Below are 21,492 nucleotides of genomic sequence, written 5' to 3'. Positions count from 1 at the left end.
TTTTCTATGTTCGTTTATTCTTTCAGTGTGGATAGATGGAATCACAGGCAGACCATTATTTATGAAACAAAAAGACCTCCGGGTAAATATCCAGAGGTCTTTGGGTAGGCAGGCAGTTAGCCGGCTTAGATTCCTTGCGGAGGTGTTTTTTCGATGACTTTGTCGATCAGCCCGTATTCCTGAGCGTCGGCCGCAGTCATGAAATAGTCACGGTCAGTATCTTTTTCGATACGTTCCAGCGGCTGTCCTGTACGTTCAGCCAGAATTTTGTTCAGCTTGTCGCGCATTTTGAGGATGCGGCGTGCACGGATCTCAATATCCGTTGCCTGGCCCTGAGCTCCCCCCAGCGGCTGGTGAATCATCACTTCGCTGTTAGGCAGTGCAAAACGCTTGCCTTTGGCGCCGGCATTCAGCAGGAATGCGCCCATACTTGCAGCCATACCTACACAGATTGTAGATACATCGGCTTTGATAAATTGCATTGTATCGTAAATAGCCATACCTGCAGTAATGGAACCGCCCGGGCTGTTAATGTAGAGGTGGATATCTTTCTCAGGGTCTTCAGCTTCCAGGAACAGCATCTGTGCAATAATTGCGTTAGCTACCATATCATTGACTTCGGAACCAAGGAAAATGATACGGTCTTTCAGCAGACGGGAGTAAATGTCATAAGCACGTTCACCACGGCTGCTCTGTTCAACGACCATTGGGATATAACTCACTAGAAACCCTCCTTAGATTACAATCATAATAAGTGTGATTATATAGTGGATCATTACTTCAAACAACATCATTAATTCAATTGTTCTTACCACATTATAGGATAGTTCAAACTAAAAGTCAAAGATGGTCAAACTATTAGCTGTAAAAATGCCTGAAATGATAAAAAATGGGTTAATGATGAAGAGGGTTGTTTGCTGCCAGTTATGGACAAATGCTGTCCCGCCTGCCAATCATATCTATATGCAGATACAAAAATAACCAGCCTGGGCTGGTTATGCGTTCTATTATTCGAAAAAAAGTATGTAATTAATCATGCGATAATATATATGGATTACGATGAAGCTCTGAATGTCTGCTGCAAAAAAGATTAAATGGCGCGCCCGCCAAGAATCGAACTTGGATCTCAGGCTTCGGAGGCCTACGTCATATCCATTGGACCACGGGCGCAGATAAGCAACAGCAAGAATTAGTATAGATGAAATAAACCTAAAAAGCAAGCAGCGCTTCCATAATATTTATCACGCATACCTTCCACAATTAGTTGTCGCAAAGACTTGCTTCCAACGCGAAAATTGGTTAATATAGACGTGGGACTTAAAAAGTTATGCCGGGACATTTTGAGTCCATAGTACTTAGCCTGATTCATTTAGGTTTCCAATTACACTGAGCGAGACAAGTTGCAGGAGTGGAAAGCATGCGAAAATTACTTGAAATACAAGAGCAGCTTCTGCCCGATCTCACTGAGGTACTGAAAAAAAGATACACCATCCTACATCAGGTCATGCTGACGGGGCTGGTCGGGCGAAGGTCGCTCGCTACTTCCCTCAATATGACGGAACGGGTACTGCGAGCTGAGACCGACCTGCTCAAAGCTCTGGGATTACTCGAGATCGAGAGTACAGGGATGAGGATCAGTGAAGCAGGCAGAGAGCTGCTGGAGGAACTTGAACCGATTATGGAAGAGTTGCTCGGATTGTCCGTATTGGAAGATCGCATTCGTGATGTGTATGGACTAAGACAGGTTGTTATTGTACCTGGAGATAGTGACACATCAGCCAGTACCAAGCAGAACCTTGGCAGAGCTGGCGCCAAAGCCCTGCTCAGTGTGATTCGTGAAAATGATATTGTGGCTGTAACCGGCGGCTTTACGCTTGCCGAAGTGGCAGAGCAGCTTAGCCCGACCTTTCCGGCACCTCTAAAGGATGCCTGGTTCGTACCGGCAAGAGGCGGACTGGGCGAGAACATGGAGTACCAGGCTAACTCCATCGTCTCTACCATGGCTAAGCGTGTAGGTGCGCAGTACCGGCTGCTGCATGTGCCTGATCTGCTGCGCAGAGATGCTTACGAGCTGCTGTATCAGGATCAGAATGTCCGTGAGATTGTCGATTTTATCCGGCGGGCGAGAATCATTATTCATGGCATCGGTGATGCGATGGAAATGGTACGGCGCCGGAGACTGGACCCACAGACGGTAGAGGAGATCCGCAGCGCTGGAGCCGTGGCCGAATCATTTGGTCATTATTTCAATGAAGAGGGTCAGACTGTGCATCATATGCTGACACTCGGACTTCAGCTGGAGGATATCGCCAACGCTGAAGTCGTCATTGGAATAGCAGGCGGACGCAGCAAAGCAAAATCTATCCATGCTGTACTTAAATTCGGTCAGGAAGATATCCTGGTCATTGACGAAGCCGCTGCCAGAGAGATCGTCAAGGAGCTGTAGTGGTTTCCCGGGACGAATCAGTGTTATGCTTGTGACTGTGTCATGACATGCACTGTCTTATCCGGCAGCAGGCAGACAAGCTTCATCTTATTATTGTTGTCTTGACAGGCTCGAGAGGGTCATGTCTTGATTGAATAAATCATAAACTTATTTCTAGGAGGAATTAACTCATGGTTAAAGTTGGTATTAACGGTTTTGGACGTATCGGACGTCTTGCTTTCCGTCGTATTCAAGACGTAGCAGGTATCGAAGTAGTAGCAATCAACGATTTGACTGACGCTAAAATGCTGGCGCATCTTTTGAAATATGACACTACTCAAGGTAAATTCAACGGAGACGTTGAAGTACATGATGGTTTCTTCAAAGTAAACGGCAAAGAAGTTAAAGTTCTGGCTAACCGCAACCCTGAAGAACTGCCTTGGGGCGAGCTTGGCGTAGACATCGTACTGGAGTGCACAGGCTTCTTCACTACAAAAGAAAAAGCTGAGCTTCACCTGAAAGCAGGCGCTAAGCGCGTTGTTATCTCCGCTCCAGCAACTGGCGACATGAAAACAATCGTTTACAACGTAAACCACGAAATCCTGGATGGTACTGAAACAGTTATCTCCGGTGCATCTTGCACAACAAACTGCCTGGCACCTATGGCAAAAACTCTGCAAGACAAATTCGGCGTTGTTGAAGGTCTGATGACTACAATCCACGCTTACACTGGCGACCAGAACACTCTGGATGCTCCACACTCCAAAGGTGACTTCCGTCGTGCTCGTGCAGCGGCTGAAAACATCATTCCTAACACAACTGGTGCTGCTAAAGCAATCGGTCTGGTTATTCCAGAACTGAAAGGTAAACTGGATGGCGGAGCACAACGTGTGCCTGTAGCTACTGGTTCCCTGACTGAGCTGGTAACAGTTCTGGAGAAATCCGTAACTGTTGAAGAAATCAACGCAGCTATGAAAGAAGCTTCCGATCCGGAAACTTATGGCTACACTGAAGATGAAATCGTATCTTCCGACATCAAAGGTATGACTTTCGGTTCCCTGTTCGATGCGACTCAAACTCGCGTTCTGACAGTTGGCGACAAGCAGCTGGTTAAAACTGTAGCTTGGTACGACAACGAAATGTCCTACACAGCTCAACTGGTTCGTACTTTGGAGTACTTTGCAAACAAAGCCTAATACGAAACAGCAGCTGGAATAAATATTAATTCCATAAAGCGGAAACAGATCTCATTTGTTTCCGCTTTTTCTAAGTCAACATCTGGCGGATTACCGTAGTTGTTGGCAATAAGCTGTTCCTGATTTTACTATTGATAGATTGTATACGGGCTGCAGCAGCTGACGCAGACGATCGGGATGATCCCGGGAAAATCATGTCCATCGGTTATTCGGACCGCTGTGCAGACCCCGGCAATCTGTTCAAAATACGGACATGGAGGAACGACGAATGAACAAAAAAAGTGTACGTGATGTAGAAGTAGCTGGCAAAGTGGTATTTGTACGTGTCGATTTCAACGTACCAATGGAAGATGGCAAAATTACGGATGACAAGCGTATCCGCGAGACACTGCCAACCATCAACTACCTGATCGAAAAAGGCGCTAAAATCCTGCTGGCGAGCCACCTTGGCCGTCCAAAAGGCGAAGTGGTTGAATCCATGCGTCTGACAGCTCCGGCTGAGCGTCTGTCCGAACTGCTGGGCAAACCGGTAGCCAAAGCTGACGAAGCGATCGGCGATGCAGTAAAAGCAAAAATCGCTGACATGAAGGAAGGCGACGTACTGGTACTTGAAAACGTACGTTTCTACCCAGGCGAAGAGAAAAACGATGCTGAACTGGCCAAATCGTTTGCTGAACTGGCTGACCTGTTCGTAAATGATGCATTCGGCGCAGCTCACCGTGCTCATGCTTCCACAGAAGGTATCGCTCACCACCTGCCGGCTGTATCCGGTCTGCTGATGGAGAAAGAACTGGATGTACTGGGCAAAGCCCTGAACAATCCGGAGCGTCCTTTCACAGCGATCATCGGCGGTTCCAAAGTTAAAGACAAAATCGATGTAATCGACAACCTGCTGAACCTGGCAGACAACGTAATCATCGGTGGCGGTCTGTCCTATACTTTCATGAAAGCACAGGGTTATGAAGTTGGCCAATCTCTGCTGGATGAAAGCAAACTGGATGTAGCACTGGGCTTTATCGAAAAAGCGAAAAACCTGGGCAAAAACTTCTACCTGCCGGTAGATATCGTAATCTCCGATGATTTCAGCGCAGATGCAAACACGCAAATCGTTGAAGTTGGTAACATTCCTGCAGACTGGGAAGGTATTGACATCGGACCGAAAACTCGTGAAATCTATGCAGATGTAATCAAAAATTCCAAGCTGGTTGTATGGAACGGACCAATGGGCGTATTCGAAATCGAACCATTCTCCCATGGTACACGTGCAGTCGCTGAAGCTTGTGCAACAACAGACGCATACACTGTAATCGGTGGCGGTGACTCCGCAGCAGCAGCTGAGAAGTTCCACCTGGCTGATAAAATGAACCATATTTCTACAGGCGGCGGCGCTTCCCTGGAATTCATGGAAGGTAAAGAGCTTCCGGGCGTTGTGGCACTCAACGATAAATAAGTTTACAATAGAGGCAGTATGCAGGCTGCAATCAGAGCCCGCAAGTATGGAATAGAAGGAGTGATCCAGCAGTGAGAACACCAATCATTGCCGGCAACTGGAAAATGTTCAAAACCGTTCCGGAAGCCAAAGCATTCATCGAAGACATCAAAGGCAAAGCAGAGGTAGAAGGCGTAGAGAGCGTAATCTGCGCACCATTCACCAACCTGCCTGCACTGGTTGAAGCTGTAAAAGGCACTTCCATCAAAATCGGCGCACAAAACCTTCATTTCGAAGACAACGGCGCATACACTGGTGAAATCAGCGGCGTAATGCTGAAAGACCTGGGTGTGGACTATGTAATCATCGGTCACTCCGAGCGTCGTCAGTACTTTGCTGAGACAGACGAAATCGTCAACAAAAAAGTACAGGCAGCATTCCGTCACGGTCTGACTCCTATCGTGTGTGTGGGCGAGAAGCTCGAAGAGCGCGAAGCGGATCAAACCAAGGATGTATGTAAAGTACAAACCGAAGGTGCATTTGCCGGTCTGAGCGCAGACCAAGCCAAAGCAACCGTTATCGCTTACGAGCCAATCTGGGCGATCGGAACAGGCAAATCTTCCACTTCTGCTGATGCGAATGAAGTTATCTCTTACATCCGCGGCGTAGTGAAAGACCTGTACAACGAAGAAGTGGCAAACGCAGTTCGTATTCAATACGGCGGCAGCGTGAAGCCTGAGAACGTGAAGGAGTACATGGGACAAAGCGACATCGACGGTGCACTCGTCGGCGGTGCCAGTCTTCAGCCTGAGTCTTACATTCAGCTGGTTGAGGGGGCGAAGTAAATGTCAGCACCAAAACCGGTAGCTCTAATTATCATGGACGGATTCGGTCTTCGCGCAGAAATGGAAGGCAACGGTGTTGCCCAGGCCAAGAAGCCGAACTACGACCGTTACATGACTGAATATCCTCACACTACCCTCACTGCTTGCGGTGAAGCGGTAGGTCTGCCGGAAGGGCAGATGGGTAACTCGGAAGTCGGTCACCTGAATATCGGTGCAGGCCGCATCGTATATCAGGATCTGACCCGCATCTCCAAGTCGATCCGTGACGGAGAATTTTTCCAAAATGAAGTGCTGAAGGGCGCATTCGAAAATGCGAAATCCGGCGGTAAAAAACTTCATGTATTTACACTGCTGTCCGATGGTGGCGTACACAGTCATATTGACCATCTGTTCGCTACACTCGACATGGCAAAAGCAGAAAACTTTGAAGATGTACTGATCCATGTGTTCCTGGACGGACGTGATGTATCGCCGGACAGCGGTAAAAAGTACATGGAACAGCTGACTGAGAAAATCAGTAGCGTAGGCATCGGTAAAATTGCCAGCGTACAGGGACGTTACTATGCGATGGACCGTGACAAACGGTGGGAACGTGTAGAAAAAGCTTTCCGTGCGATTGCTTACGGTGAAGGTCCTCAGTTCAAAGATCCACTGACTGTAGTGACGTCTTCATATGCTCAGGAAGTATACGACGAGTTCGTAGAACCTTCCGTGATCGTCGATGCAGACGGACAACCGGTAGGAACTGTAGGCGATGGAGATTCCGTAATCTTCCTGAACTTCCGTCCTGACCGTGCGATCCAGCTGTCCCAGGCGTTCACACAGCCTGAATTCGCAGGCTTCGACCGTGGCGATTATCCGAAGAATCTGTATTATGTATGTCTCACCACATACAGCGATACGGTTCACGGACATGTAGCTTACGGACCGAAGAGTCTCGACAACACACTGGGTGAAGTACTTGTACAAAATGGCAAGAAACAGCTTCGTATTGCCGAGACCGAAAAATACCCGCACGTTACTTTCTTCTTCAGCGGCGGACGTGATGTGGAACTGGAAGGCGAGACTCGTATTCTGATTAACTCTCCTAAAGTCGCCACTTATGACCTGCAGCCGGAGATGAGCGCGCGTGAAGTGGCGGATGCTTGTATCGCCGAGATCGAAGCGGAAAGACAGGATGCGATTATCCTGAACTTTGCCAACCCGGATATGGTTGGTCACTCCGGTAAGCTGGAGCCGACGATCAAAGCGGTCGAGACAACCGATGAATGTGTAGGTCGTGTCGTGGAAGCGATTCTGGCAAAAGGCGGCGTGGCGCTGATTACAGCTGACCATGGTAACGCCGAGACTGAAATTGATGAGAATGGACGTCCTCAGACTTCCCATACCACCAATCCGGTTCCATTTATCGTAACCGACAAAAATGTAATCCTGCGTGAAGGCGGAATCCTGGGCGATATCGCTCCAACGATCCTCGACCTGCTGCAAATTGACAAGCCGGCAGAAATGACGGGTACTTCCATCATTTCCAGCCGCAAGTAAACCAGCTGCAGTGTGATGCAGCACCGTAATACGAATGAATTCGAGGCAGGTGTCATGCGTGCAGGATCAGCAGATGAGAACGGCTGTGAACTGATCACTTGCAGCCGCGAGGAAATCTGTGTGCACCAATCATGACCGAGCTCATGTCATCGAATCCCATTCCGTAATGGACGCTGATAAATATCGCCTGCTGACCGGTTTGCAGGAAGTGGGCCTGTTTTTCGGCTTCATTTTATAAATCAAGGATCATACAAATCCAAATTACTTACCTAAAAAGGAGACTTTTTACTCATGACGATTATCTCTGACGTATACGCACGCGAAGTCCTCGACTCCCGTGGTAACCCAACTGTTGAAGTAGAAGTATATCTGGAATCCGGCGTAATGGGCCGCGCAATCGTACCATCCGGTGCTTCCACTGGTGCACACGAAGCTGTTGAGCTTCGCGATGGCGACAAATCCCGTTACCTGGGTAAAGGCGTACTGAACGCTGTTAAAAACGTAAACGAAGTTATCGCTCCAGAAGTTATCGGCATGGACGCTGTAGATCAACTGCTGATCGACCGCAAAATGATCGAGCTGGACGGAACGCCTAACAAAGGCAAACTGGGTGCTAACGCAATCCTGGCTGTATCCATGGCTGTAGCACGCGCTGCTGCAGAAGCTCTGGACCTGCCACTGTACATCTACCTGGGCGGATTCAACGCAAAACAACTGCCAGTACCAATGATGAACATCATCAACGGTGGTGAGCACGCGGACAACAACGTTGACGTACAAGAGTTCATGGTTATCCCTGCTGGCGCTACTAGCTTCAAAGAAGCTCTGCGTACAGGTGCTGAAATCTTCCACAACCTGAAATCCGTACTGAGCAGCAAAGGCCTGAACACAGCTGTAGGTGACGAAGGTGGTTTCGCTCCTAACTTCACTTCCAATGAAGAAGCACTGACTTCCATCATTGAAGCAATCGAAAAAGCGGGTTACAAACCAGGCGTTGACGTATTCCTGGGTATGGACGTAGCTTCCACTGAGTTCTACAAAAACGGTAAATACGAGCTGGCAGGCGAAGGTAAATCTTACACTTCCGCTGAGTTCGTAGACCTGCTGGCTTCATGGGTAGAAAAATACCCAATCATCAGCATCGAAGATGGCTGCTCCGAAGACGACTGGGAAGGTTGGAAACTGCTGACCGAGCGTCTGGGTGAGAAAGTTCAACTGGTTGGTGACGATCTGTTCGTAACGAACACTGAACGTCTGGGCCGTGGTATCGAAGAAAACATCGGTAACTCCATCCTGATCAAAGTTAACCAAATCGGTACTCTGACAGAAACATTCGATGCAATCGAAATGGCGAAACGCGCTGGTTACACAGCAGTTATCTCTCACCGTTCCGGTGAATCCGAAGACAGCACAATCGCTGACATCGCTGTAGCGACTAACGCTGGTCAAATCAAAACAGGTGCTCCTTCCCGTACAGACCGTATCGCGAAGTACAACCAATTGCTTCGTATCGAAGATCAACTGGGTGAACTGGCGAAGTACGATGGCCTGAAATCCTTCTACAACCTGACTGAGCACAGAGGTCTGACGAAGTAATTATTGCTTCTGTCCGCAGCATCTTTAGCTGATATCAGCCAAAAGTGACTGCGCCAACTGCTCTGTTTATACTGAATATACGTGCCGGTGATATGGCGCTCGAACGGTCTGGGCCGCTACTTAGCCGTAAAAAGAGTCGTATCACCGCACCGCCAGCCATCTGCATATGCAGGTGGCTGGCTTTTTTTATTGCTCATTCAGATACGTTCCGGCTTCCAGCCATTGCTATACGGCGCGAATTTATGCTAAACTATAAATGCTGTTTCTATAACATGATTCGTGATTTTATACCATTTATAGATGTTCGGCGCATTCGCTCTAGGAGGTGGAATTCATGCAAACAACTTTGCAAATCTTGCTCACTATTTTTTCCGTTGGTCTAATTCTCGTTGTATTACTCCAAAAAGGTAAAAGTGCTGGCCTGTCCGGTGCCATCTCCGGCGGCGCTGAGCAGCTTTTCGGCAAAACCAAAGCACGCGGGATGGAATTGGTACTGCAGCGCGTAACGATCGGTCTGGCAGCAGGTTTCTTCATTCTGGCGGTTCTGGTTGCTGTATTTAGATAAATAGGCAAGTCATGAAGACTCGCTTCAGTTTTGCAAAAACAGCTCATTATGGTGAAGATTATTTTTCACTGTAACGGGCTGTTTTTATGCAGTCTGTTCATAAAGAGTTCATAGAGCCGGGCTATACTTGGAACTGTTCCCGAGCTTGTCCATTATTCCCATGTAAGTTGAAGCAAGACCGAAGTCCATGATGTGCAAGACCTTTTGCGGTCCATTCGTCACTCCTTACCAAGGAGAGAGTGACAGATGGACCGCCTTTTTTTATAAATGAATGGTTTAAATGAGCCGAGCTGCCTATGACTGTTCGGCAGTCCATCAGTGAAGAGGGCAAGTCATTTATGAAAAAAAGGACGCCAGAGTTGGCTCGTGTAACACTACGGGACAACAGGCTCATACTGAATATTTGATCGGAAATAAGGGGTTTCGATTAATTTAGTGTATACTAGGGTATGTGTATACTAAATAGAGCATGAACCGCCTGAAGAGGAAAGGGCAGAGATCATGTGAGCGGACTGGGTTTGATCTTCTTCATCACCGACACAGATCCGCTTGTATCGCATCGCAAATGAGGATTACATACGAACCCGATGCACATAATCACTGCTGACGGTTGGCCGAGGTGAAACCAATGATTACAGAAGAACAACTATTAACATTCATGCGTACTGACGCATATAAACCCATGACGTACCAGGAGCTGGAAGAGCATTTTCAGATTGAGGATGCCTCGGATTTCAAAGAACTGGTCAAGCTGCTCAACAAGCTGGAAGATGCCGGCGATATCGTTGTGAACAGTGCGAACGCTTACGGCGTACCCGAGCGCATGGACCTGGTCCGTGGACGCGTACAGGCTCACGCCAAGGGCTTTGCTTTCCTGATTCCGGAAGACCGGGAGCATGGGGATGTATATATTAATGCCAATGACCTGAACACAGCCATGAACGGAGATACCGTACTGGTGAAGGTGACTTCCCGCAATACGTCCGGTGGACGGATGGAAGGCGTCGTCGTGCGTGTACTCGTTCGTAAAAACACCAAAATCGTAGGTGTGTTCCAGGCACTCGATACGTATGCTTTTGTGCTGCCGGATGATAAGCGGATCAACCGCGATATCTTTATCCCCAAAGAGTCCTTTGGTGGAGCGGTGGACGGAGAGAAGGTTGTCGCCGAGATTATCAACTATCCGGAAGGCCGCGCAGCAGCTGAAGGACGCGTAATCGAGGTACTCGGACACAAGGATGATCCGGGTGTCGATATCATCTCCATTATCCGCAAGCATCAGCTGCCGGAAGCTTTCCCTGATGAAGTAATGGATGAAGCGCAGGCTGCGCCGGATGAGATTACCCAAGAAGAGATTATCCAGCAGGGACGCCGCGATCTGCGCGGCAAAAATATCGTGACGATCGATGGCGAAGATGCCAAGGATCTGGATGATGCGGTTAACGTCGAGCGTCTGGAGAACGGCAACTACCGTCTGGGCGTCCATATCGCCGATGTCGGCTATTATGTGCGTGAAGGTTCTATGTTGGACAATGAAGCCTACAATCGCGGCTGCAGCGTCTATCTGGTAGACCGTGTTATCCCGATGCTGCCGCATCGCCTGTCCAACGGGATCTGCAGTCTGAATCCGCAGGTAGATCGTCTGACGCTCTCCTGTGAGATGGAGTTCGACGAGAACATGAAGGTAGTCAGCCATGACATCTTCACCAGTGTGATCAAGACCAAGGAACGAATGACCTACAAAAACGTACGTCGCATTCTGGAAGATGAAGATCCGGAGCTGCTGGAACGTTATGCTCCGCTCATCGACGACTTCAGACTGATGCGCGAGCTCGCCATGAAGCTGCGTGACAAGCGGATTCGCCGCGGCGCCGTTGATTTTGACTTTGAAGAGTCCAAGATCATTCTGGATGAAAAAGGCAAGCCGATCGATATCGTGAAGCGTGAGCGTTCGGTCGCTGAGCAGATCATCGAGGAATTCATGCTGGCAGCCAACGAGACGGTCGCTGAGCACTTCCACTGGCTCAAAGTGCCATTCCTGTACCGTATTCACGAGAACCCGGATCAGGAGAAGCTGCAGGGCTTCCTGGCGTTTGCTGCGAACTTTGGCCATGCGGTCAAAGGAACAGGCAATTTGATCCACCCGCGGGCACTTCAGCAGCTGTTGGAGCAGATCAAGGGCGAGAAGGAAGAGACCGTGATCAGCACCATGATGCTGCGGTCAATGAAGCAGGCCAAGTATTCCGCAGACAGCACCGGTCACTTTGGTCTGGCAGCCGAGTACTATAGCCACTTCACTTCCCCGATCCGTCGTTATCCCGATCTGGTCATTCACCGGGTCATCCGTGAAGTGATCGAGAATGGCGGCAGCGGACTTACACCGGAGCGTCAGGCTTATCTGGAGAGCCGGATGCCGGACATCGCCCAGCAGTCTTCCGAGCGCGAGCGCGTAGCGGTAGATGCCGAGCGTGATACGGATCAGCTGAAGAAAGCCGAATACATGCTGGACAAAGTCGGCGAAGAATTCGAAGGCATTATCAGCAGTGTGACCGGGTTCGGTATGTTTATCGAACTGGAAAATACGGTTGAGGGTCTGATCCGCCTCGGTATGCTGACCGACGATTATTATCATTTCGACGATCAGCATATGGTACTGCTCGGGGAGCGTACTTCCCGCGTATTCCGTATCGGGGACAGCGTGACCATTCGCGTCGCCAACGTCAATATGGACGATCATACGATCGACTTTGAACTGACCGATATGCCGAAAAGCAATCGCCGTACGGGTGGAGATCGCGGAGCACGCGGCGGTGGTGACCGTGGCGGACGCGGAGCACAGGGTGCCCCGAATGGTGAGAAGCGCGGTGGCAGAGGCAAGAACAAAAACGCCAAAAAAGCCGAGCGCTTCGGCAAGGCAGCCAAAGCCGCCAGAGGTCCTAAAACAGACAAGTCGGCCAAAGCAGCACCAGCGGCATCTGCTGCAGCTAACCCGGCAGCAGGAGAAACAGCCGCAGCAGGCAAGCGCAAACGGAAAAAAGATAAAGGCATCGGTTTCTCTTCCCCGTCATCCAGTGGCGGCGGTCAGGGCCGCAGCTTTGCCTTTGGCTCCGGTAAGGGTGGATATGACAGTCCTGTCGTCTCCAACAAAAAGGGCAGCGGCCGCAAGAAAAAAGCGACCGACGCAGGCCCGGGTTCAGCCGTGAGTCCGGCAGCTCCTACAGGAGAAGCAGGAGCACCGGCAGGACGCCCGCGCCGCCGCAAGAAAAAGAACCCAACACAAAGTCCGGAATAAGCCACATCATCTGTGATATGTACCGGCATGGACCGGCTTCATACGATCCGCTCTGCCAAGATGAGAGCAGCGGACTGGCAAAGGTCACCCACCGGTACAGATGCAGACAATGGGCATACAGGATAAAATAGAGACGGGAGAGGCATATCCAGCAAGTAGAGATGCCTCATGCAGCAGACCGCAAGCAGGCAGTGCCGGGACCCGTAAGCGAGGCCCCGGCCTTCTTGCTTTTCCCCGGATCGCTTGCTACAATAAATGACCACAATCCCCTGCGGTGACAGGGCATTTTTCGGGAAAGGAGGAATACAGATGGCGACCAAAAAAGGTGAAAGCAAAGTACTCGCACAGAACAAAAAAGCTTCCCACGATTACTTTATCGAGGATACGTACGAAGCCGGTATGGTGCTGACCGGTACCGAGATCAAGTCGCTGCGCCGCGCACGCGCGAATATCAGTGACGCCTTTTCCACGATTCGTAATGGAGAAGTGTTCCTGCACAATATGCATATCAGCCCGTTCGAAGAGGGTAACCGTAGCAATCCGACCGATCCGACTCGTACGCGCAAGCTGCTGCTGCACAAAGAGCAGATCAGCAAGCTGATCGGCGCATCCAAGCGTGACGGCTATACGCTGGTACCGCTCAAGATCTATATCCGCAACGGCTACGCCAAGCTGCTGATCGGCCTCGGTAAAGGTAAGAAGCAGCACGACAAGCGTGCAACAGCCGCCAAGCGGGATGCCCAGCGGGATATCCAGCGCGCAGTGCGTGACAGCCAGAAGATCAGCCGCTAGGCTGCAGAGAAGAATAGGGTAGCTGGTGAGAGGTTAGATTCCCGGAAATGAGGGTAATAACCGATATGGTAAATGACTCTCTTGGCAGATGGTGACTTGTTGGTGAGAGCTGGTGTACAGCAGGATGATCGGATCGGCAGCAAGCCGATTGGTATTCCCTGTCAGCTGGCTGGAAACGACAGGAAATCTGCCTGTACAGCTACCCATTTGCAGCCAAATGTGGTATAATCAGAGTCTATGGGAAATGCAAAAGCATCTGGCCACGTGCCGGATCGCCGATGAATTTGCCCGGTGCAGTCCTTTCTATGGAGGGAAAGACTGCATGGATGATTGTTTTCGAATAACGAGACTCATGTTCTCGAATTCGTCTTAATCCAATCCCTTTTTATCAAGGGGGCGTTTTTTGGATTCGACGGGGGTAGGTCGGGCATGAGTAGCGGGTAGTGGGGACGCGTCCGCTTTATCAACGCTAAAGCCTATTAAACGGCAAACAACAAACTAACTACGCTTTCGCAGCTTAATAACCTGTGAGCGTGCTCTCGCCTCGCATCGCCCATGTGCCAGGATGAGGGCCCAACTCTTAGTGGGCTACGCTGTCACATCTCCGCCTGGGGTGTGCTGAAGAAGATAATCAGGCTGACCCAACGTAGAGCCGGTTACAGGGCGCTACTCGGGTGACATTAAATCTGTGACTACACCCGTAGAAGCTTGTGTTGCGTTATCTTCGGACAGGGGTTCGACTCCCCTCGCCTCCATATTTACTACAAGAAACGTCCACCAATTGGTGGGCGTTTTTGTGTTGTTTGGATTTATAGCGGTTGGTTGAAAGACGTGGTTGTGGGGTTTGTGGTATAGCTGACTATGAATAAGAGGAAGTTCTAATGTTGTAAGTGGTAATTAAGATTGAGATCAAGAAAAGAATAATGACTATGTACACACCTGAAAAACTTAGAAAAGTGCACAGTATAGAATGAATAATTGTTGTAAATTAAGGTGTGGATTTATTTATTGTAATGGTATAATATCGTGTTAAAGCGCAATTATTTTCGCGAAAAACGTAATTTATTTAGCAAAAATTGAAATAAAATCGATTAAAACGTGATTGGAAGTGTTAGAGTTGGAATTTGGAAATGAAGTTCTGAAAATTATCGAAGGTGGATTAGATAAGAATAAAGATAAAGTGAAGAGTTATTCACGATTATTAATCGAAAAGTTGAATGAGAAAGGAGAAACTCGATATGCGGAAAGAATAAAAAGGGCATTAGCTGACAAATCAGCACATCCTGTATATATGGATGAATTTTTATCAAAACCGACAGATCAGGACAGTCAAATGGATATGGTCGATATATTTTTACCGACTGCAAAAGACAAAATTGAACTAGTTTTATCTGACGTAACAAAGCAAAAGTTAGCAAATTATGTAGGAACTATTCAAAATAGGAGTAAGTTAAATGAACTTGGGATCGAGTTATCCGAGGCGTTACTTTTGTATGGTCCGCCTGGATGCGGAAAAACAAGCATTGCTCAACTTATTGCACAAGAGTTAAATCTTCCTTTGGTCGTAGCGAGACTAGACAGTATGGTTTCTTCACTTCTTGGAAGTACTGCTAAGAATATAAGACGTATATTCGACTATGCGAAGGAAAGACCATGTATTCTATTTTTAGATGAGTTCGATGCAATCGCCAAAGCGAGAACGGATGAAAATGAAGTAGGAGAACTTAAACGGGTAGTCAACAGTCTCCTTCAAAACATCGATTCTTTTGCGGAGAACAATATACTGATTTGTGCGACTAATCATGAAAAGTTATTAGATGAAGCCGTTTGGAGAAGGTTTTCGGTAACTATTGAAGTTCCTCGACCAAATGAAGATATGCGTATTCAATTAATTCGGTTGTACCTAGAGAATATGAAGTACACATTTAAAGATGACTCAAAAGCGTTAAGAAAAGCTGCAAAAGCTCTAGCAGATTTGGCTCCTTCAGATATCCGAACGATTTGCTACAACACAATCAAAAGTGCAGTTGTGTCGAAAAAAGAATATTTGGATTATATTGATTTTTTGTATGAGCTTTATTTATTTAAAAATTATAAGGAAGATCAAGTAACTCCCACTATATTTCTATACAACAATGGAGCAAGACAAAACGATATCGCTCGTCTTTTGAGCATTTCTTTGCGACAGGTTAGAAATAACTTATCTTCGAATGGAGAGAGTAAAAATGGAGAATAATTATCTGATCAAAATTATTCAGAAGCGAGAAGTGACTGATGATAGACAAACAGAGGGAGGAGGAAGTGGTAATCTTCCTGCGTGGGTTCTCAGAGGAGAGGAACTTGCAATTCGTTCTCAGACATTAATTAATGACTTGAGCGCACTTGAGAGTATTGTTGACAAAAAAACAAGTGAGTATCAAGCAATTCCAGTTGTTATCAAAGCCAAAATGCTAGAAGAGGCGTTAGCTAAATCGCATCGCTCTGAGATTATTGAACTGTTTGAAAGAAAAGAATATGAAAAAGCTATCGGTTTATCTAACGATGATGAACTCTTGATAAGAATCGATGATACAAATGAATTCAAAGGAATCATAAGAAATATTTCAAGATATGAAAATAATGCTCGAGCAATTTCGGCTATCAAAGAAATTACAGCATTTGACGTGAATTTAGATCATGTATCAAGATTAAGTGAGCAAGGCGAAAAATATGTGTTAAAAGTTAAGTTATTCGATTATAAAGACTATCGGACAAATTCTCGAGTAGAAGAGGCATTTAAGAATAAAGTCCTTTCAAGTGAGCATATTGAATTAAAGAAGTCTATACGCTATTCCAAAACTTTAACTGTTCATGAAATCATTGTGGATGAGTTAGAAGCAATTCAACTTATTGCTGATTTCAATGGCACCCTGTCTATAGACCCGATGCCAATGTTCGAAATTGTAGAAGATAGTATTTTGAATGACGAAAGCCTTGAGTTTCCAAAACCAGACTCAAACGTGAAGTATCCCCTAGTAGGCATACTTGATTCAGGAATAGAAAAAAATGCTCAATTAGACCCTTGGATACTTGGTAAGTCGCATTCCAGTGTCCCTAAAGAATATATCAATAAAGGTCATGGAACTTTTGTTGGCGGGGTTGTTGCTTTTGGAGATATTTTAGAGAAGAGGCGTTTTACAGGTGTTGATGGGTGTCGACTATTTGACGCTACTGTGATTCCAGACACTTCAAAAGAGAGAATATCTGAGGTTGATTTAGTCGAACGTATAAGGGAAGCTATAGAGGATAATAAAGACATGGTTAAAGTTTGGAACATGTCTTTGGGAAGCAGTAATGAGGCCGATGCAAACGAATTTTCGGATTTTGGTATTGCACTCGACGATATACAGGATGAGAATGAAGTTCTTATCGTTAAGTCAGCCGGCAACTGCAATAACTTTTCATGTAAAGAGCCGGTTGGACGAATTACGAAAGGCGCAGATTCAGTTCGAGCACTAACCGTAGGCTCAATAGCTCATTCGCAAAATGTAGGCGACCTTTCGGATATTCATATGCCTTCTCCTTTTAGCCGAATCGGTCCAGGACCATCTTATATCATTAAGCCTGAATTGGTTCACTATGGTGGGAACTGTGGATTTGCTGATGGTAACGTTTCTGTAAATGGCATAAACTCTTTAGGATTGAACGGTTCAATCAAACGGGCTGTAGGAACAAGCTTCTCCACACCCAGAGTTTCAGCTGTGGCAGCAGACTTGCAGTTGAAATTGGAAGAAGATTTTGATCCTCTTCTTATCAAAGCACTTATGATTCATTCTGCGGTTTATCCTGGTGATTCCAATCTTGAAATTAATCAAAAACTTAACCATATGGGTTTTGGGTTACCCGGAATCGCAGAAACAATGTTATTAAACAACCCCCATGAAATTACTGTTGTTTTACGAGATAGTATAAGTAAAGGTGAGTATTTAGAAATTTTGGACTTTCCATATCCAGAGTCTCTAATCGACGAGCAAGGATTTTACAATGGACAGGTGATTTTAACATTAGTGAGCAATCCTATACTTGACAGCCAACAAGGAGCCGAGTATTGCCAGTCCAACATAGAGGTTAAGTTTGGAACCTATGATACAAAAACGCTTCGAGATACTACTAAGCCAAATATAAAAAACGAACTTGGGAAAGATAAAGCCAAGAATTTATTAAAGTCTGATTTGTTCAGCAAAAAGAAATCTGTTGGATCATTGCAAGCATTCTCTAATCGCGAGAAGATGCTTGTAAAATACGGAGATAAATTTTATCCCAATAAAAAATATGCTCTCGATCTAACAGAGATGACTGGTGCAAACAAAGAGAAATTCTTAGTAGCTCCAAAAAATTGGTATTTGAAGCTTGAAGGATTATTTCGCTCAAATATTGAACGTCTTGCTGCAAACGAAAGGTCAGATTTAACACAAGAGTTTTGTATGCTTTTGACGATCAGAGATCCTCAAAAAACGGTTCCTGTTTATCAAGAGGTATCTAAACTTCTCGATGTTAATAATTTCGTCCATCGAAATATTAAACTTGCTCAAAATATTGATATTCGTCTTGATGGAGATGTACAAGGTTAATTTTCATGTTTGTAACTCAATTACTTTGGTGAAAATAATGCATAAGCTCATAGCACGTTTCGTTGCCAGGTATAAGTTAATTTAATCTGCCTTTGGATCGTGGTGTGAGCTATTTTAATGCGGAAATTAATAAAGGGATGATAACGTGGAATTAATGAACATTATACGTTATGAAAATGAAGGTACTCACGTAGACTTTAAGCGAGAACAATATCATCATATTAAAAGCTTATTGAGAGATATTATAGCAAGGGCAAACGCTAATACTGAGGCTAGTAAAAGATACATAATTATTGGAGTGATGCATCTATCAGATGGAAAGAGAGAGTATTTTAGTATTCCTCGAAATGAGTTTAAAGATAATGCAGATTACCAAAGCTTAGTTCGACAAAATATAGAGCCAGAAATAAAATTTAGTTATAAACCTTTTGAATTGGTACCTAAGTGGTTAGAGTCTGTGCTCCTTGAGTATAGATGAGCAGGTACCGCGAAGATTACTATCAGATCTTCCGAAACTTGGATTATGTATGTCTGCAAGAGCTTTACTTCGCTCATTTCTATAGTAAAAGCCTGCCCAATAAGCAGGCTTTTATTTGTAGGCAGAAGGAAATACTCAGTATCAATAATTATTTTGTTTTAAACTTTAAATAGCATATCAGATGGATCAGAAGGTGAGTATTCTTACTGCTTACGATGCCTTATCAAATTCATTCTACTCTGCCATAGCCCCAACCTATAACCAGATATGACTTTTAAGCTTACGTAAAAACCATCCCCCTCATGCTACAATCAAAAGACTATAACCAAGCACAATTCACACCAAGGGGGGACTTTACAATGAGTGATAAATTTCAAATCGTAGGCAGCCTGCTGCGTCCAGCGGAACTGCTAGAATATAAAACGCAAATCGAACACCGTGACGATATCCAATACCCGTTCTACCAGGAATTCGATGGCTACCAAGAGTGTGAACACCGAGCGATCCAATCTGTGGTCGAAAAGGAAATCCAGCATGACCTGTCGATCATCACAGATGGTGAGTATTCCAAGTCGATGTGGCATCTGGACTTTGTGTGGGGATTCCAGGGGATTGAGCGGTATATTGCGGATCATGGATACTTTTTCCGTGATACGGACGGCAGCTCCAAGTACGAGACGCGCAAAGATATCGGACTGCGCATCACCGGTGAACTGGGCGGCAAGAATCACCACTTTATCGAAGTATTCAAAAAGCTGAAAGAGCAAGCTGGCGATCGGGAGACCAAGCTGTGTGTTCCTTCTCCATCCCACATTTTCGGGGAGCTGTCCTGGTCGGATAATATTGGTGGCGCAGATGCCGTGTACCAGACGCAGCAGGAGCTAAAAGCAGGTCTGGTCAAAGCGTACAAGGAATTCGTGGAGGAGTTTGCTGCAGCGGGCGGTAAAATTCTACAATTCGATGACTGCCTGTGGGAGCTGTTTGCAGATGATAATCCGAACTCTCCATATACCGGTGAGAATATCGATCAGGAGCAGGTACAGAAGCTGGCAGCGGAATTTATCGATATCAGCAACATCATCATCGACTACGGTCACAGCCTCGGTCTGAAAATGTGGACGCACAACTGCCGCGGTAACTACGATTCCCGTAACATGGGTGGCGGCTCGTATGTGAAGATCGCCAACCTGTTCCTGAAGCAGCTGAAATACGACCGTTTCTTCCTGGAGTGGGATGACGAACGTGCAGGTTCACTGGAAGCGCTGGCTGTGTTCAAAGACAAGCCGGAGACGGAAGTGGTACTGGGACTGCTGTCGTCCAAGACCAGCACGCTGGATGATGAAGAGCGTGTACTGCGCTTGCTGGATGAAGCGTCGAGTATTATCGACAAGGATCGTTTGCTGCTGTCTCACCAGTGCGGCTTTGCGTCCTGTGATGGCGGTAACGAGCTGACAGAAGCGGAGCAGTGGGCGAAGATCGATCAGGGGAAGCGGATTGCGAAGCAGTACTGGGCGAAGTAAATAGTTTAATTAATTTAAGGATAATAGTAGTATGCTGCAATGGATCCAAGTAATGCAGTATTGCTCTTATATGTAAAATGAAGAAAGCTGCTGACCCGGAATTTGGTTGGCAGCTTTCTTCATGATTTTAAAAATAAAGTGTACATATTGATAGAAATAGATTTTAATCTGATGACTCTTATTTTATTAAAATTATTTAAACAATGAGCATTTAAGTAATAAATTACTTAGGAATTATTTTAAGTCAAAACAATAATAGCGGTATAAACTATAAGTACATATTTAAAAAAATAATGAAAAATTATAATTATGGTTGTGATTTGGTCAATAAATTCTCCTTTATAGTAAGAGGTGAAAATCTCTTATAAATTATTATTGCTAGAAAGCGACGCGGGATACGTTGCTTTTAGCAATATCCCTAATAATTTAAAAATAATTTTAGGAGGATTTTTATGACAACTGCCCAACATCTTCAATACAACTATGAGGGAAGCGTTGTACACGCAATTAAAACTGACTTAGCTGCAATTTCAATTGTAGACATTGGTGCTAAAGCAGTAGTTGACCAAGCTTATTTTGGAGTCAATGGAACATTTTTTTCTGGCTCAGCATTAACAGGTATTGCTATGCAAAATGGAGTTGCAGTACGAACAGGTGGTAATCGCACTGGACAAGCGTGTAATGGAATTGCCACAAAACGTGGAACCATTTTTTGTTACGGCGGAGGTTCTTCTGTGACTACTGGAGTTGTAGATTATGCTAGTGAAGCCAATCTTAGTAATGTAAAATGGGCTATTGGTGGATATAGTTTATTTCCAAATGTTGCTTATGGTAGCATAGATAAATATTATGCGGATATTAATGGTAACGGTGATGCTACAGATTGTTCAAATGCTGTTGCAGAAACCCAAAATGCATTCCGTTTCGCACCTCGATCTAAGAATGAAAGAACAGCTATTGGATGGGATGGTTCAAAAATTTGGCTGGTAGCGTTTGATAGTGCGGATGCTTGGACTGTACGTAAATTTATGATCGCTCGCGGCTGTAATTTAGCGGTAATGCTAGATGGTGGTTCTTCAACTCAAATGAAATATGCAGTTATTCGAAATGGTAATCCAGTAGCAACTAATTATAATCCATCAGGAGGTATCCCAAGACAAGTGTTTTCCATGGTTCGTGTAAGTGCCACTGAATGGATATAA

At 46.0% G+C, this 21,492-nt stretch carries 16 protein-coding genes, 1 tRNA gene and 1 other RNA gene; 16 read left to right on the top strand and 2 right to left on the bottom strand.

The window, feature by feature from the left end; translation table 11 throughout:
* Positions 1 to 125 precede the first annotated feature (125 nt).
* Positions 126 to 722, bottom strand: coding sequence for an ATP-dependent Clp endopeptidase proteolytic subunit ClpP (clpP, locus tag WH45_RS20395; RefSeq protein ID WP_046216265.1), 597 nt, complete (start codon positions 720 to 722; stop codon positions 126 to 128).
* A gap of 373 nt (positions 723 to 1,095) precedes the next feature.
* Positions 1,096 to 1,170: transfer RNA gene (locus WH45_RS20390), tRNA-Arg, on the bottom strand.
* A 247-nt stretch (positions 1,171 to 1,417) separates the two neighbouring features.
* Between WH45_RS20390 and WH45_RS20385 the strand changes: the two genes are divergently transcribed.
* The 16 genes from WH45_RS20385 (at position 1,418) to WH45_RS20320 (ending at position 21,492) form a co-directional block, all read left to right on the top strand.
* Positions 1,418 to 2,446, top strand: coding sequence for a sugar-binding transcriptional regulator (locus WH45_RS20385; protein ID WP_046216264.1), 1,029 nt, complete (start codon positions 1,418 to 1,420; stop codon positions 2,444 to 2,446).
* Between the two features lie 170 nt (positions 2,447 to 2,616).
* Positions 2,617 to 3,621: a type I glyceraldehyde-3-phosphate dehydrogenase gene (gene gap, locus WH45_RS20380; RefSeq protein WP_046216263.1), complete on the top strand. Its 1,005-nt coding sequence runs from the start codon at positions 2,617 to 2,619 to the stop codon at positions 3,619 to 3,621.
* A 268-nt stretch (positions 3,622 to 3,889) separates the two neighbouring features.
* Positions 3,890 to 5,071 (top strand): phosphoglycerate kinase, encoded by a 1,182-nt coding sequence (locus tag WH45_RS20375; RefSeq protein ID WP_046216262.1) that lies wholly within the window; start codon positions 3,890 to 3,892, stop codon positions 5,069 to 5,071.
* Positions 5,072 to 5,142: 71 nt separating this feature from the next.
* Complete coding sequence (gene tpiA, locus WH45_RS20370; protein ID WP_046216261.1) at positions 5,143 to 5,895, top strand: triose-phosphate isomerase; 753 nt, start codon at positions 5,143 to 5,145, stop codon at positions 5,893 to 5,895.
* The gene (gene gpmI / locus WH45_RS20365; protein WP_046216260.1) at positions 5,896 to 7,437 is read left to right on the top strand and encodes a 2,3-bisphosphoglycerate-independent phosphoglycerate mutase; all 1,542 of its coding nucleotides are present in this window, start codon (positions 5,896 to 5,898) and stop codon (positions 7,435 to 7,437) included.
* A gap of 291 nt (positions 7,438 to 7,728) precedes the next feature.
* Entirely contained in the window at positions 7,729 to 9,033 is a 1,305-nt protein-coding gene (gene eno, locus WH45_RS20360; RefSeq protein WP_046216259.1) for a phosphopyruvate hydratase, read from the top strand.
* A 334-nt stretch (positions 9,034 to 9,367) separates the two neighbouring features.
* Entirely contained in the window at positions 9,368 to 9,598 is a 231-nt protein-coding gene (gene secG, locus WH45_RS20355) for a preprotein translocase subunit SecG (RefSeq protein WP_046216258.1), read from the top strand.
* A 628-nt stretch (positions 9,599 to 10,226) separates the two neighbouring features.
* The gene (gene rnr / locus WH45_RS20350) at positions 10,227 to 12,890 is read left to right on the top strand and encodes a ribonuclease R (RefSeq protein WP_046216257.1); all 2,664 of its coding nucleotides are present in this window, start codon (positions 10,227 to 10,229) and stop codon (positions 12,888 to 12,890) included.
* Positions 12,891 to 13,199: 309 nt separating this feature from the next.
* Positions 13,200 to 13,682: an SsrA-binding protein SmpB gene (smpB, locus tag WH45_RS20345; RefSeq protein WP_046216256.1), complete on the top strand. Its 483-nt coding sequence runs from the start codon at positions 13,200 to 13,202 to the stop codon at positions 13,680 to 13,682.
* 102 nt (positions 13,683 to 13,784) lie between these two features.
* On the top strand, positions 13,785 to 13,910 hold the full coding sequence (locus WH45_RS24105) for a hypothetical protein (RefSeq protein WP_268748581.1): 126 nt from the start codon (positions 13,785 to 13,787) through the stop codon (positions 13,908 to 13,910).
* 164 nt (positions 13,911 to 14,074) lie between these two features.
* Positions 14,075 to 14,440, top strand: a transfer-messenger RNA (tmRNA) gene (ssrA, locus tag WH45_RS23275).
* A 359-nt stretch (positions 14,441 to 14,799) separates the two neighbouring features.
* Entirely contained in the window at positions 14,800 to 15,918 is a 1,119-nt protein-coding gene (locus WH45_RS20340) for an AAA family ATPase (RefSeq protein WP_046216255.1), read from the top strand.
* Positions 15,908 to 18,292, top strand: coding sequence for a S8 family peptidase (locus tag WH45_RS20335; RefSeq protein WP_046216254.1), 2,385 nt, complete (start codon positions 15,908 to 15,910; stop codon positions 18,290 to 18,292). Before WH45_RS20340 ends, WH45_RS20335 begins: the two co-directional genes overlap by 11 nt.
* A gap of 154 nt (positions 18,293 to 18,446) precedes the next feature.
* Entirely contained in the window at positions 18,447 to 18,770 is a 324-nt protein-coding gene (locus WH45_RS20330; protein ID WP_046216253.1) for an RNA-binding domain-containing protein, read from the top strand.
* A gap of 359 nt (positions 18,771 to 19,129) precedes the next feature.
* On the top strand, positions 19,130 to 20,290 hold the full coding sequence (locus WH45_RS20325; protein WP_046216252.1) for a cobalamin-independent methionine synthase II family protein: 1,161 nt from the start codon (positions 19,130 to 19,132) through the stop codon (positions 20,288 to 20,290).
* Between the two features lie 452 nt (positions 20,291 to 20,742).
* Positions 20,743 to 21,492, top strand: a complete 750-nt coding sequence (locus WH45_RS20320; protein WP_046216251.1) for a phosphodiester glycosidase family protein — start codon at positions 20,743 to 20,745, stop codon at positions 21,490 to 21,492.

The organism is Paenibacillus wulumuqiensis, from assembly GCF_000971965.1.
Taxonomy (GTDB): Bacteria; Bacillota; Bacilli; order Paenibacillales; family Paenibacillaceae; genus Saccharibacillus; species Saccharibacillus wulumuqiensis.
Note: the sequence above shows the minus strand (reverse complement) of the source record. Positions and strands in the feature narration are given on the sequence as shown.

Coding starts and splice junctions, on each gene's coding strand:
- smpB (WP_046216256.1), top strand. CDS start 13,200: ATGGCGACCAAAAAAGGTGAAAGCAAAGTACTCGCACAGAACAAAAAA.
- WH45_RS20320 (WP_046216251.1), top strand. CDS start 20,743: ATGACAACTGCCCAACATCTTCAATACAACTATGAGGGAAGCGTTGTA.
- WH45_RS20375 (WP_046216262.1), top strand. CDS start 3,890: ATGAACAAAAAAAGTGTACGTGATGTAGAAGTAGCTGGCAAAGTGGTA.
- WH45_RS20385 (WP_046216264.1), top strand. CDS start 1,418: ATGCGAAAATTACTTGAAATACAAGAGCAGCTTCTGCCCGATCTCACT.
- rnr (WP_046216257.1), top strand. CDS start 10,227: ATGATTACAGAAGAACAACTATTAACATTCATGCGTACTGACGCATAT.
- gap (WP_046216263.1), top strand. CDS start 2,617: ATGGTTAAAGTTGGTATTAACGGTTTTGGACGTATCGGACGTCTTGCT.
- gpmI (WP_046216260.1), top strand. CDS start 5,896: ATGTCAGCACCAAAACCGGTAGCTCTAATTATCATGGACGGATTCGGT.
- secG (WP_046216258.1), top strand. CDS start 9,368: ATGCAAACAACTTTGCAAATCTTGCTCACTATTTTTTCCGTTGGTCTA.
- WH45_RS20325 (WP_046216252.1), top strand. CDS start 19,130: ATGAGTGATAAATTTCAAATCGTAGGCAGCCTGCTGCGTCCAGCGGAA.
- eno (WP_046216259.1), top strand. CDS start 7,729: ATGACGATTATCTCTGACGTATACGCACGCGAAGTCCTCGACTCCCGT.
- WH45_RS20330 (WP_046216253.1), top strand. CDS start 18,447: ATGAACATTATACGTTATGAAAATGAAGGTACTCACGTAGACTTTAAG.
- WH45_RS20335 (WP_046216254.1), top strand. CDS start 15,908: ATGGAGAATAATTATCTGATCAAAATTATTCAGAAGCGAGAAGTGACT.